General features: G+C 56.4%; 13 protein-coding genes. 6 read left to right on the top strand and 7 right to left on the bottom strand.

Translation table 11 applies throughout. The features are described 5' to 3' along the window. Positions 1–4: 4 nt before the first annotated feature. The 4 genes from NI000_RS19270 to NI000_RS19285 are packed head-to-tail and all read left to right on the top strand — an operon-like array spanning position 5 to position 3,925. On the top strand, positions 5–1,120 hold the full coding sequence (locus NI000_RS19270; protein WP_253413169.1) for an ABC transporter ATP-binding protein: 1,116 nt from the start codon (positions 5–7) through the stop codon (positions 1,118–1,120). Further along, complete coding sequence (locus tag NI000_RS19275) at positions 1,113–1,970, top strand: ABC transporter permease (protein WP_253413170.1); 858 nt, start codon at positions 1,113–1,115, stop codon at positions 1,968–1,970. Before NI000_RS19270 ends, NI000_RS19275 begins: the two co-directional genes overlap by 8 nt. After that, entirely contained in the window at positions 1,967–2,770 is an 804-nt protein-coding gene (locus tag NI000_RS19280) for an ABC transporter permease (RefSeq protein WP_253413080.1), read from the top strand. The genes NI000_RS19275 and NI000_RS19280 overlap by 4 nt, the downstream gene beginning before the upstream one ends. 57 nt (positions 2,771–2,827) lie before the next feature. Next, positions 2,828–3,925, top strand: a complete 1,098-nt coding sequence (locus NI000_RS19285) for a M20 family metallopeptidase (RefSeq protein WP_253413171.1) — start codon at positions 2,828–2,830, stop codon at positions 3,923–3,925. Positions 3,926–4,010: 85 nt separating this feature from the next. Here the strand turns inward: NI000_RS19285 and NI000_RS19290 are convergent, their stop codons facing one another. The 7 genes from NI000_RS19290 to NI000_RS19320 form a co-directional block, all read right to left on the bottom strand. Continuing rightward, positions 4,011–4,454 (bottom strand): hypothetical protein, encoded by a 444-nt coding sequence (locus tag NI000_RS19290; protein ID WP_253413081.1) that lies wholly within the window; start codon positions 4,452–4,454, stop codon positions 4,011–4,013. Between the two features lie 16 nt (positions 4,455–4,470). Continuing rightward, entirely contained in the window at positions 4,471–5,097 is a 627-nt protein-coding gene (locus NI000_RS19295; RefSeq protein ID WP_253413082.1) for an iron-containing redox enzyme family protein, read from the bottom strand. A gap of 349 nt (positions 5,098–5,446) precedes the next feature. Further along, positions 5,447–6,658, bottom strand: coding sequence for an MFS transporter (locus tag NI000_RS19300; RefSeq protein WP_253413083.1), 1,212 nt, complete (start codon positions 6,656–6,658; stop codon positions 5,447–5,449). Between the two features lie 190 nt (positions 6,659–6,848). After that, positions 6,849–7,610: a metallophosphoesterase family protein gene (locus tag NI000_RS19305; protein ID WP_253413084.1), complete on the bottom strand. Its 762-nt coding sequence runs from the start codon at positions 7,608–7,610 to the stop codon at positions 6,849–6,851. A gap of 125 nt (positions 7,611–7,735) precedes the next feature. Then, positions 7,736–8,710: an ABC transporter ATP-binding protein gene (locus NI000_RS19310; protein ID WP_253413085.1), complete on the bottom strand. Its 975-nt coding sequence runs from the start codon at positions 8,708–8,710 to the stop codon at positions 7,736–7,738. Positions 8,711–8,760: 50 nt separating this feature from the next. Continuing rightward, positions 8,761–9,552: an ABC transporter permease gene (locus NI000_RS19315; RefSeq protein ID WP_253413086.1), complete on the bottom strand. Its 792-nt coding sequence runs from the start codon at positions 9,550–9,552 to the stop codon at positions 8,761–8,763. Beyond that, positions 9,549–10,307 carry an ABC transporter permease gene (locus NI000_RS19320; protein ID WP_253413087.1) on the bottom strand — a complete coding sequence of 253 codons (759 nt, stop codon included), beginning with the start codon at positions 10,305–10,307 and terminating at the stop codon, positions 9,549–9,551. The genes NI000_RS19315 and NI000_RS19320 overlap by 4 nt, the downstream gene beginning before the upstream one ends. A 383-nt stretch (positions 10,308–10,690) precedes the next feature. Here NI000_RS19320 and NI000_RS19325 point away from each other — a divergent pair, with 383 nt between their 5' ends. Continuing rightward, positions 10,691–12,313, top strand: a complete 1,623-nt coding sequence (locus NI000_RS19325) for a CapA family protein (RefSeq protein WP_253413088.1) — start codon at positions 10,691–10,693, stop codon at positions 12,311–12,313. 126 nt (positions 12,314–12,439) lie between these two features. After that, entirely contained in the window at positions 12,440–13,072 is a 633-nt protein-coding gene (locus NI000_RS19330) for a fumarylacetoacetate hydrolase family protein (protein WP_253413089.1), read from the top strand. Positions 13,073–13,085: the final 13 nt, after the last annotated feature.

Consider the following 13,085-nt stretch of genomic DNA (forward strand, 5'->3'; position numbering starts at 1 on the left):
CGACATGATAAAAACGATCGATGTGGAGCTCAAAGGCATTCAGAAAAAGTTCGGATCCAACGTGGTCGTGGAACAGTTCAATCTGCAAGTGGAGCAGGGGGAATGCGTTTCGTTCCTCGGTCCTTCCGGCTGCGGCAAAACGACAACGCTCAATATGATCGCGGGCTTTCTTGAGCCGGATCAGGGCGAGCTGATTATTAAGGGTAAAAAGATGAACGGCGTGCCGTCCAACAAACGGGATCTCGGCATGGTGTTTCAGACTTATTCGTTGTTCCCGCATATGACGATCTTTGAAAATGTGGCGTACGGGCTGAAGCTGCGCAAGACGCCAAAGGCGGAAATGCAGGAGCGGGTGCGGAAGGTGCTGGAGCTGGTCAAGCTGCCTCACGTGGCCGACCGCTACCCGAAGCAGCTTTCGGGAGGCCAGCGGCAGCGCATCGCCATCGCCCGCGCGCTCGTGACCGAGCCGTCGCTGCTGCTGCTGGACGAGCCGCTGAGTAACCTGGACGCCAAGCTGCGCGAAGAGCTTCGCGACGAGTTAAAGCGGTTGCAGCAGGAGATCGGTCTGACTACCATCTTCGTGACGCACGATCAGGAAGAGGCCCTTTACCTGTCCAACCGGATTGTGGTGCTGGATCACGGGAAGGTGGAGCAGATCGGCACCCCGTGGGAAATTTACAACCGCCCGGCGTCCGAGTTCGTACATACGTTCATCGGCAAGTCGAACCGGTTGTCCGGCAGAGTGGAGGCAGTGGGAAGCCAGACCCTGTCGCTCGTGACAGAGGACGGGCATCCGCTGCGGGCTGCGTTCAAAGGCATTGCGCTTCAAGCGGGAGACGCCGTCTCCGTCTATGTTCGTCCCGAGCGGATCGGCTTTGCAGCTGGGAGCGGCGAGAATTCCTCCGGCAGCGTCAATCGGGTGCAGGGCGTCGTCCAACTGATCTCCTTCCTCGGGGCTTACGCCGAATGCGAGGTGCAGGTCGGCCGGTATACGCTGAATGTGCGCATTCCTTCCGACCGTCAGGACCGCGAATGGTCGGTCGGTGATTCGGTATGGCTGGAATGGAAGCCGGAGGACGTGTTCGTTTTCCCAAGGAAGGGGCATGAGACCGATGGGTAAAGGCAAGTCATCCGCTGTCCGGAGCGCCGCCCTGCTGCTGCTTCCAAGTCTGGCCGTCGTCGCCGGCGTGTTTTTGCTGCCGATGTTTTATATTTTTCTTCTCAGTCTGGAGGGAAAGCAGGGGCAGTTCACGCTGGAGAACTATACGATCTTTTTTAAAGATCCTTACTATCTTCAAATTTTATGGCGAACCGTCAAAATGGGCTTGCTCTCGGTGCTGGCCTGTCTGGTGCTCGGCTATCCGGTGGCGATGTTCATGGCCCAGACGTCGGGCAAACTGCGCGGCATCATTACGTTCCTGATCATTTCCCCGCACTTGATCAGCGTCGTCATCCGGAACTTCGGCTGGGTCGTCATCCTGGGCGAGAAGGGCTGGATCAACAGCACGCTGCTGAAGCTGGGGCTCATTGACACGCCGCTCAAACTGCTCTATAACGAGCTCGGCGTCGTCATCGGCTTGACCGATTCCTTGATCGTGTACATGATTCTCGCCATCGCGACGAGCCTGTACCAGATCGACGGCTCGCTTTATAAAGCGGCCGGCATTCTCGGCGCGGGCAAGGTGCGCACGTTCTTCACGGTAACGCTTCCGCTGACGCTGCCCGGCATTGTCGCCGGAACGACGCTCGTGTTCAGCCTGTCGATGAGCGCGTTCGTTACGCCGGCGCTGATGGGAGGCACATCCGTGAAAGTGCTGCCGGTCATCGCTTACGAAAAAATTATGGCCCAGCTCAACTGGCCGCTGGGAGCGGCGCTTTCGTTCCTGCTGCTCGGTTCGACCATCGCGCTCGTCTCGCTGTTTACGCGGCTTATCGAAACGCGGCGCTATAAAGAGGTGTTCTCCTCATGACCAAACGAATTTCGCCGCTCGGCATTATCACGTTTCTCGTCGTCTTGTTCGTCGTGTCGCCGCTGCTGGTCATCATCCCGACCTCGCTGACGTCGGCCAAATATTTGTCGTTTCCGCCGGTCGGATTTTCCTTTCAATGGTATGCCAAAATTTTCGACCGGCCGGAATTCGTCGATTCGTTCTGGTTTAGCCTGCAGCTGGCGGCGCTGACCGCCGTCATTTCCACGCTGCTCGGCACCATCGCGGGACTTGCGCTGCACAAGTACAAGTTTCCCGGCAAAGGGCTGATCAACGGGCTGCTGCTGTCGCCGCTGACCGTTCCCGCGCTGATCATCGGGATTGCGGCGCTGCTCTTTTTCACGCGGATTGGACTGGCCGGCACGTTCACCGGGCTGCTGCTCGCGCACACGCTGATCTCGATTCCGTATGTGGTCCGGCTCGTGCTGACGGGGCTCAGCTCCTTCGATTATACGCTGGAGAGGGCGGCCTACATTTTGGGCGCCAAGCCTTTGAACGTCTTCTGGGATATCACGATGCCGCTGCTGAAGCCGGCGATTATATCCGGCATGATTTTCGCTTTCCTGACTTCGTTCGATAACGTGACGGTGTCGTTATTTCTCGTCTCCCCGACGACAACGACGCTCCCGATGGCGCTGTTCAGCTACATGCAGGAAACGTTGGACCCGCTCGTCGCGTCCGTATCGTCCGTCGTGATTTTACTGAGCTTGGTGTTCATCATTATATTGGAAAGGGGATACGGATTGGACCGTTTGTTCGGATCGAATTCGCATTCCCATTAACGGAGATGCTGCGGTGTGAAGTCAATAAAAGATCGGATTGAACAATATTTGCCCGAGATGCTGGCGCGGCTTGAAGCAAGCGTCAATATGGATTCGCCGTCCGCCGACAAAGCGCTGAATGACCGGATGGCGGACTGGTACGCGGGTCAATTCAAGGAAATTACCGGAGGTACAGTCGTCCGGATTCCGAACGAAGTGTACGGCGACCGGCTTCTGTGCGAGGTAGGGCAAGGGGATAAGCAGATTTTGCTGGTTGGTCATTTCGACACAGTCTGGCCGCAAGGAGAAGCGTCGCATCGGCCGTTTCGCATCGGGGACGGACGCGCTTACGGGCCTGGGGTCTACGATATGAAGGCGGGGCTGATGCAGGCGATGTTTGCGGTCAAGGCGCTGCAGGAGTCGGGGCGGTTCCCGGCAGATAAAAAAATCGTGCTCCTGCTCAACAGCGACGAAGAGCTCGGCAGTCCGACGTCCCGGGCTTTTATCGAAGAACAGGCCAGGAAGTCGGCCGTCTCCTTCGTGCTGGAGCCGCCGATGGAGCCGAGCGGCGCGCTGAAGACGGCGCGTAAAGGAAGCGGCCGGTTTAAGCTTGCAGTGCAGGGCGTTTCCGCGCATGCCGGCGTGAACCCGGAAAAAGGCGTCTCGGCGATCCAGGAGCTCGCTTCCCAGATCCATCGGCTGCATGCTTTAACCGATCCCGCTGTCGGGACGACGGTGAACGTCGGCGTCGTCAAGGGAGGCATCGGCTCCAACGTCGTGGCGGAGCACGCGGAAGGGGATATCGACATCCGCGTCGCCACGGCGGAGGAGGCCCGGAGAATCGAGCAGGCGCTGGGCGAGCTGGCTCCCGTGCTGCCGGAAGCCCGGCTGCAGCTGACCGGCCGGATGATGCGTCCGCCGATGGAGCGGACGGACCGGACGGCGGCGCTGTTCGCGCTGGCCCGGGAGATTGCCCGTGCCGAATTCGGCGTCGAGCTGGAGGAGACGCATACGGGCGGCGTCAGCGACGGCAATTTTACCGCTGCCGTCGGCACGCCGACGCTGGACGGACTGGGGGCCCGGGGCGATTACGCCCATTCGCCTGACGAGTATATCCGATTAGATGAAATTCCGTTCCGTACGGCGCTTCTCGCGGAGCTGATTGCACGGTGCTAGAGGGGTTCGCGCATTCGCGCAAGCAATAAAATAAGGCCGGGAAGCGCGTCTGAAGCGTTCCTGGCCTTATTTATATATGCCGCATTTATACGCTAATGGGCCTGTCGATCAGCTCGTTGGACGAAATGCCCAGAAAGACGTAGGCTTCCTTTTTCATGACGCTCGGATCGTCGTTCCAGAAGCTTTGCAGCACGTTGATAAATCCGGAAGCCCGCGCGATGCGGTCCATTTGCATTTTCATAATCGATCCGCTGCACAGCACGGCGCACTGGGACACTTGAGTCAAAATGCCGCCCTGAAGCTGTTCCCAGATCGCGTTCACTTCGGGAGAGAAGACGATGGGGCGGCCGTTTTTTATCATGAAACGGTTGTCGACGAGAAGCTTGGCTCCGCTCATCGTAGAAAGGCTGCTTTTTACCAGCTCGCTTGCTTGGGTGGCGTCCTCCACCGTCAACGAATCGAGTACCTGCCAGGCCAAAACATTGTTCGTGCGGTCAATGTGATGCTTAAAAACGTCTTCGAATGCCATATCTATTATTTTCCTCCTATTTAAACCAGGACGCGAGCATGATATCGAGCGAACGGCACGTGTATCGAACCAAATGCTCGGCTTCCTTTAGTTCTTGATCGTTCATATCTTGAATGAGATGATAGACGCTGCTGTGCTCCTCGTCCGCCTCGCAATGAACTTCCCAATACTCCAGATTCGTAAATCCGGCTCTTTTCAAAATCGCGTAGGCGTGCAGGTACATGGCAAGGGCGTAGCCTTCCGCCGTACTGTTCACAAGAAGCAGAGACAAGTTTTCGCTCATGGAGCTGACAGCGCGGTACTGGAGCGAAATGAAGTCCTCGGTCTCATAATTCGGAAACGATTGTTCGGGGTCGTCAAGCCCCAAATCCGTCATCCATTGGCGGAGCATTTCGGCGTGGTCCTTCTCTTCCTCGTAATGGGTGGAGAAGACATCGTGTCCGACATCCGGGAACCGTTCCCAGCGCAGCTTAAGAAGCTCTCCGAAATGCTTGGACAAATGGTATAAGTGCATGCACCATTTGAAATTTTCCGGCTGTGCGCTCTCGGGAAATCGGGTGAAAAAAGGATTCGACTTTTTTGCTTTCTCAAGTTCTTCTGCGATGATCGTCGAAATCGTCTCAACAACTTGTGATTGCATCATGAATTATCTTCCTCTTTTCTCTGTTGAATTGGATGCTTCCCGGGGAACGATAGATGACGGATCATAGCGGTTTTCTGGTTCACCTCCTTTGGAAACACCATAAATAGGCAAGCAGGAGGAAAAAATTATTTAATTTTCTTTACTATTTCTTACATTCTTATTATCGGATACATTTTCCTTCTTGTTAGGAAAAATGGCATAATTTATTTACTAAGTTTTCATTAAAGTTCACTGATTTGTCAAATTTTCGGGTAAAATGGGCAGAAAATCATAGATTTTTGGCAAAAAAATCCTGCAAGCCCAGGATGTTAAAGCACCAAAGGCTTACAGGTTGATCGCCAAAGCGTGGTTATGAAGGGGATTGGGTCGATTTTTGTCGGAGCAGAATCGATTTTCGAGCCCACAAGCCGTTAATCAAGAGCAGGACGGCCGAAACGAGAAAAAGCTGCTGGATCGTCATCACGCCGGAGATCGCTCCGCCAACGACGGGGCCCAGCATGTTCCCGAGCGCAAGCGCGCTCGTGTTGAAGCTGTAGGAGCGGCTTTCCATCCCGTTCGGCGTATATTTCCGGATGAGCGCGTTCACCGTAGGGAGCAGTCCTCCGAGAAAAATGCCGAGAAAAAACCGGGCCGCGCAGAGCTGCCACACGTTGTGCACGAAGGCTTGGGGGATCGAAGCCACGGCGGCGCCGAGCAGGCACGTCACGAGAATTTTCTCCGGCCCGATCCGGTCGGACAATTTGCCGAATACCGGCGAAGCGATCATATTGGAGAAGCCGGTCACCGATCCAACCAGACCGGCGTAGAACGCCAGCATCTCGTCCTGTCCGTGAAGCTGCTGGACGAACAGCGGGAGAAGCGGCATGACGCTGAGCAGCGAGAATTGGATCAAGAAGGTGACGGAGTACAGCGAAGGAAGCTGCGAAATGCGCCTCAGCTCGTTGAATGCCGCCAGCATGGACTGCTTTGGCTTCTGGAGCGCTTTTTTCGTGTCGAACGTTTCCTTCACCAGCAGCGCTGCAAGCAGCGAGGCGGCGAAGAGCGTAGCGCCCGTCACGTAGAAAATGTTGCGGAACCCGATCCATTCCGCCAGCAGCCCGCCGAGAAACGGCCCGAGAATCGACCCGGCGACGGAGCCGGATTGCAGCGTGCCCATCGCGAAGCCGACCTTCTCCCGAGGCGTGGTAGCCGACATAAGCGCGACTCCTGCTGGCACGAAGCCGGACACCGTGCCGTTCAAGAGGCGGAGCAGAAGCAGATGCCAAGCGCTGGTTGAGAAGCCCATCAGCGTCATGACGATCGCCATGCCGAAGCCGGAGCGCAGCAGCATCACCTTGCGCCCGTACCGGTCGGCGAGTCCGCCCCAGATCGGCTGAAAGATAAAGGAGGTGACGAAATTCCCCGCAAAGATGACTCCGGCCCAAGTAGCAACGCTATGAGGGTCATGGAGGCCCAGCTCCTGCAAATACAAAGGCAAAAAAGGAACAATCATCGTCATGCCGGCCATGACCAAAAATTGTCCCACCCATAATACGATTAAGTTAACCTGCCATTTCGCCACGCGAGCTCGCCTCTTTTCAAGCTGACCATCGCATGCAAACCGAATAACACGTTTGCCGTCATCTGTGTGCTGGTCTATGTAATGTAACGTTCGACATGATTCGAGTATACTCCCATTATTTCTGCGATGCAAACGTGTTCGGGGCAAGGGGACGATTGGTTATCCCGGGCGTGACACGAATGCCAGCCCGTTATTTCCGCTCGATCCCGCTGCGAATTTCGCCGACGAAACGCTCCAGATTGGGCAGACCGACGCGTTCGGCGACGGCGACGGCTTTCTCGACGTCATAAGGCACGCGGACGAGCTGAACGGAGAACGGAGCAGGCTCCAGACAGGCCGGATGCGACGTCTCTCCTTCCAGAATGGCATAGCTCGCATAAGGGAGCCCGTCGTAAGGTGCGCCGACGCTGCCGGTGTTGAAGAGCAGCAGACCTTGTCCCGCCTTCGACTTCAGCGTCTGGACGTAAGGAACGTGAATATCCCCGTAGCCGATGACGTCCGGGGTCAGCTCCGTGCCCGCAAAGCCGCCCGTTTGATCCGTATTTTGGAACATTGCTAGCTTTTCCTTCTTATTAGCCTTACGGAGCACACGATGATAAATGCTTTGCGCGGAAGCATGAAAAAGACGGACGCGGCGTCCGCTTAGCCGGAGCTCGGCGGAAAACGGCAGCTCGCGCAAGTAGCGGAGCCGTTCGGTCCCGAGCTGGCGCTGCTGCCACAAGCCCGTTTCCTTGTCCTGCGGGTTGTTGATGCCGTGATCCCAGTTGCCCTGCACCGTCGTTTCGCACAGCTCGCGAATGCGGTCCACCGCCTCGCACGGCTGCGGTCCTTTGCCGACCAGATCGCCGAGGCAGACGATGCGCCGGATACGGCGGCGGCGAATATCCCCAACTACCGCCTCCAGCGCAGGCAAGTTGCCGTGGATGTCGGAAATGACGGCAATGTTGTCCATGATGTAAGGTTCCTCCTGTTTCTGTAGCTCCCAAGTGGCTGATCCTTCCATTATAGCACATGCAAAGAACCTTCGGAGAACGGTATTCTCGGAAGGTTCTTATTTTTTACCGCTTTGTCAGCGTCTTAGTACACTTTATGAATGATCTCTTCGAAATCCGGCTCCTCCATATGAACGTCCCGGGCCGTTCCATATCGCTCCAGCCGGCGGAGCACCTCCAATGCGGGCAGCTCCTGTCGGTTGAAATGGACGGTCAGCTCGCAGCCGTTCGCAGCCGCAACGGTGAAGCCCGACTCCGGCTCCGTAGCATCGTCCAGAGAAACCTCGGCTTCAAACGATACGCGCAAAATCGTCGGCAGTCCGATGCGCTCCCGCAGCTCCCCGATTGTTCCGTCGTACGCCAGCGACCCGTGGTTGATCACCATGACGCGGTCGCAGAGCTGCTCGATGTCGTCCATATCGTGAGTCGTCAGCAGCACCGTTTTGCCGAGTTCCCGGTTTACTTTGGACAGCAGCCCGCGAATGTTGCGTTTGGCGATGACGTCCAGTCCGATGGTCGGCTCGTCAAGGAACAGGATGTCCGGCTCGTGCAGCAGTGCGGCGGCAAGATCGGCCCGCATCCGCTGGCCGAGCGACAGCTTGCGGACCGGCGTATCGGCGAATTCGCCGAGGCCGAGCAGCCCGTCCAGCTCTGCCAGCGTCCGCTGCTGCCGCTGACGGTCGATGCGGTACATCGCGCACAAAATATCGAACGAATCGCGTACGGGCAAGTCCCACCACAGCTGGCTGCGCTGGCCGAAGACGACGCCGAGCCGGGAAACGACCCGGCGGCGGTCCTTATGCGGGCTCATGCCGTCGATCCGCACCTCGCCCGAGGTCGGGTGCAGAATGCCGGTCAGCATTTTGATCGTCGTCGATTTTCCGGCGCCGTTCGGACCGATATATCCGACGAACTCGCCCGAGCCGACCGTGAAGCTGATATCGCGGACGGCCGTTTTTTCCGCCCCGCCTCCGGTTACGGCCGCTTTGATCCGCTCCCACCGGCTTAAATGGGGGGCGGGAATGCGAAAGCTTTTATGTAAATGCCTAACCTCAATCATCGGTTCATTCGCTCCTTTCAGATCTGGCAGTTATGGAAGTCCTAGTAAAATCAACTTCCGCTGCTCTGGTAGCGGCTCAGGCCGAACCGCCAAAACCGCAGCATGAGCCACAGGAACACGACGGCAAAAGCCATGACGGCGGGCAGCAGCCACCAGCCGAATTCGCCTTTCACGATATATAGCGCCGGCATGTAGTTTGCCATCCCGACAGGGATCAAGGTGAGCAGCAATGTCCGCAGCCATCCGGGATACAGCTCCATCGGATACTGCACGGCTTTGTTTGCGGCATCTTCCGTCAAATTTTGCAGTTCGCCGACCCGTGTCGTCCAGAAGCCGAACGTTGCGGTGCCGAGTCCGATAGCGAACAATAACGCCGCGCCCGTCACCAGAACGACGAGAGTGAGCGGAATGGCCGCTGCGGTCACCTGTCCCGAGCTAATCATTTGTCCTAGGCAAAGCGTCAGGATGATGCCGCCCTGCACCCATTCGCCGAGCATCAGGCGGAAATTTTGCGACATTAGCGCCAGCAAGACGGGAATCGGGCGGACGAGCAGCTGGTCCAAATCGCCGGAGACCAAATATTTCTCCAGATGATGCACGTCGTTGGCGAAGCTGCGGTAGAGCGCTTTGGACAGCAGGATGGTGGCATACAAATAGCCGATTTCGTACAAGCTCCAGCCTTGAATCGAGTCGAATTTCCACAAAATCACGGAAAGCAGCAAAAAGTCCATCATACTGACAAGAGCCGCGAGCACGGTGGATAGCCAGAAATTGAATTTGTACTGCATCCGGCTGCGGACGCTGGCTTTGACCAGCAGCAAAAACATGCGTATCGTGCTCATCCGCCCTGCACCTCCACTTTATTCCGCACAATAGCGGTTGCGGCGAGGCAAAGCGCAGTGAACAGAACGCACCACAAAAGACCGCCGTACATTTCGGACGGGGAAGCGAGGCCCAAATAAATTTTGCTTGGAATGTACTGCATGTACGGATAAGGCGTCAAGTACGCGATGCGCTGCAGCCATTGCGGCAGCCATTCGATCGGAATAAGAAAGCCGGAAAGCACGCTTGAGATGGAATTGTGAACCCAAAACAGCCAAGTCGATTCGGTAGTCCAGAGGGCCGTTACGCCGATGAGGTAATTCACGCAAATATTCATATAGGCGGCCATCGCAAGCGCCGTGGCGAAAGCGAGCCAGGTGCCGGTACTGTGCGGAACCGGAAGCGAAAGCATCCATATGTAAATCAGGTAGATGGGGATCGTCTTGTAGAGCAATTGGTAGCCGATTTGTCCCCATTCGCGGCACATCAACTGGTAAAACAGATGAACGGGACGCATCAAGTCGGTTGCGATCTGTCCTGTACGTACGGAGCGCTCGATCCCGAGTCCGTTGGTCACGAACAACGTAACCCACAGCGTCGCTTGGTTCAGCGCGACATAATGGATGACGGTTTGCAGGCTGTAGCCGTGCATGCCGTCCTGCTGTCCGATGCCCTGCCAGATCGAGACGTAGATCAGCCCGAAGACGATGCTGGCAACCGTATTGACCGCATGGGACAAGCGGTACTGCAGATTGCGTGCGAACGCTTTCTTCATTAAGACAGGGAAAAGCATAGACACCTCCGTAAGCTTGGATTGGAGCTTTGCTGGTAACGGCAGCGAAGTCCGGTTCGCCGGGTTCGGCGAGGGATGAGGCGGATTGAGGTGAGTTGCCTAAAAAGTCGAGAGAAAATCTATATTACCAGAATAAGGGGGGGCTTGGCAATCGTTTTTTTTAGGTAATTGTGCCCCATGACCACAGGCGGGTGATTTGCTATAATGGGAAAGCAAAGAGAACATATGCGCTGATTCGCAGCGGGATAGGATAGGGGTAGGTTAAGATTCAGAAGGAACCGATTGATACGGAGCAATCGCGTAAGGAAAAGCATGAACAGGAGAAGGAGCAGAAGCAGAAAAGAACGCTCTGGATAAAAATTGGCTTGTTAAGCCTCATCACGGCTGGCGCCTTCGCATATTTGATTCAAAAGCTGGACCCTCCGCAGGAGCGGGACAAAGGGGGCGGACTGGATTTGCCTCCGAAGATCGAAGCGATGTCCAAGCCGCCCGCGACGACGACTCCGGGCGTCTCTCCAGAGAAGCCGCCGACAGCGGAGAGCGGTACGGCGACGGCGCCTCAGGAGCAATCCACCAGAGTCAAGCTCACGTTCGTGGGCGATGTGATGTTCGGCAGCAAGGTGGATGACCTGCTCCAAAAGAACGGCTACGATTATCCGTACAAGCATGTCAAGCCGTACTTGGAGAAGGCGGATATTACGGTGGCGAATCTGGAAACGCCGATCACGACAAGAGGCGCGGCCCAGGAGAAAGAATATGTGTACCGGTCGTCACCGCAGTCGCTGCCCGAATTGAAGCGTGCGGGCGTCGATCTGGTCAATCTGGCCAACAACCACAGCATGGACTATGGCGTCGAAGGGCTGCTCGATACGCTGGATTATCTTAATGCCCAGGACATCAAGCACGTCGGTGCGGGCCGGAATTCGGACGAAGCGTATGACTACGTGATTATGGAGCAAAAAGGCATGAAGATCGCCTTCCTCGGCTTCAGCCGGGTCATTCCCGATACGAGCTGGTACGCCGGCAAATCGAAGCCGGGAATGGCAGAGACCTACAGCACGAAACTAGCATTTGAAGCCATCGCCAAAGCGAGAGCCGAGGCGGATCTGGTCGTCGTCATCGCCCATTGGGGAGAAGAGCGCAAGGCGTACCCGGTCAAGTCGCAGACCGATCTGGCAAGGCAGTATATCGATCAGGGCGCGGATCTCATCGTCGCCAGTCACCCGCATGTCGTTCAAGGCTTCGAGCAGTACAAGGGCAAATGGATCGCCTACAGCATGGGCAATTTTATATTTACGACCAATGACAATCCGAACACTTGGGAAAGCATGATTTTGGAAGCATCCTGCACCAAGGAGCGAAGCTGCGACCTAAGCATGGTACCGATTCTGACCAAGTGGGCTCAGCCGGTCCCGATGATCGACGAGGCCAGGGACCAACTGCTCGAGAAGCTGACGAACTTGTCCGTCAATGCGCAGATTGACAAGGAAGGACGGATTACGCTTGGCCCGTCCCGCACGATTCCGTCCGAAGCGGAAGAGAAGCCGCCTGTGAAGAAGGAGACGGGCATCGTCGACGGAACGTCCAAAACAGCCGTCAAACCGCCAGCGGACGGGACAAAAAAGCCTGCCGATTCCGGCAAAGCCGCCGATCCGAAGAAGGCGGAGCAGGGCAAAAAGTCCGAGATCGGGAAGACAACGGAAACGGGCAAGAAGACAGATGCGGATAAAACGCAAACCGGGAAGACAGGAGAATCGGGCAAGACGCAGGGAACCGGCAAAAATACCGAAGGCAAGAAAACGACCGAGGAAGGCACCAAATCGTCCGAGGGTGGTAAAAAATCGCCCGAAAGCACCAAGAAATCTGCCGAAGATCCGAAGAAATCGACCGATGCCAAGAAACAGACCGATTCCAAAAAGACGAACGAATCTTCAAAATCCTCCGGCGAAACCCGCAAGACGGAGGAAGACCGGAAAACATCCGGCTGAACCTAAAACGGCTGCTCCATCGCATGGGGCGGCCGTTTTTTACGATGTGCAAGCGTTGAGATTCCCCCAAGCCGGGCTTATAATGAAGGCGGACTCTTATTTTAACGGAAAAGGAACGATCCGAATATGAATGAATCGATTCGCAACATTTATTGCGTAGGACGCAATTACGGGCTGCATGCGGTGGAGCTTGGCAACGATATTCCGGAGGAGCCGATGATTTTTACGAAGCCGACACATGCGCTGGCAGCGGTTGACGGCGGCGAAATCGAGCTGCCCGGCGGGCGGGGCGAGGTGCACTACGAAGCCGAGCTGGTGCTCCGTATCGGACAAGCTTATAAAGAGGGCATCACCGTAGACGAGCTGGTGGACCAGCTGGCGCTGGGCATCGATTTTACCCTGCGGGACGTGCAATCGGCGTTGAAAAAGAAAGGCCACCCCTGGCTCCCGGCCAAAGGGTTTAAGGGCTCGGCGGCGCTGACCGGATTCCGTCCGTTTCCCGGCTTCGGGCAAGTCAAGCAGGTAGAGTATTCCTTGAACCGGAACGGTCTTGAAGTACAGCGGGGGAACCTGAACGACATGATTTTTGATCTGCAGGTGATCGTGGATTATATCGCTGCACATTACGGCTTGGGTGAAGGGGATATCATTTACACGGGCACGCCTGCGGGCGTTGGGGCGGTGAACGACAGAGACCGCTTCGAGTTGTTCTGGGGTGAGCAGACTTTTGGCGCTTTTACAGCAAGGATCGGGAAGTAACGGGTCCCGGATT

The organism is Paenibacillus tyrphae (assembly GCF_024158745.1).
GTDB classification, from domain to species: domain Bacteria; phylum Bacillota; class Bacilli; order Paenibacillales; family NBRC-103111; genus Paenibacillus_G; species Paenibacillus_G tyrfis_A.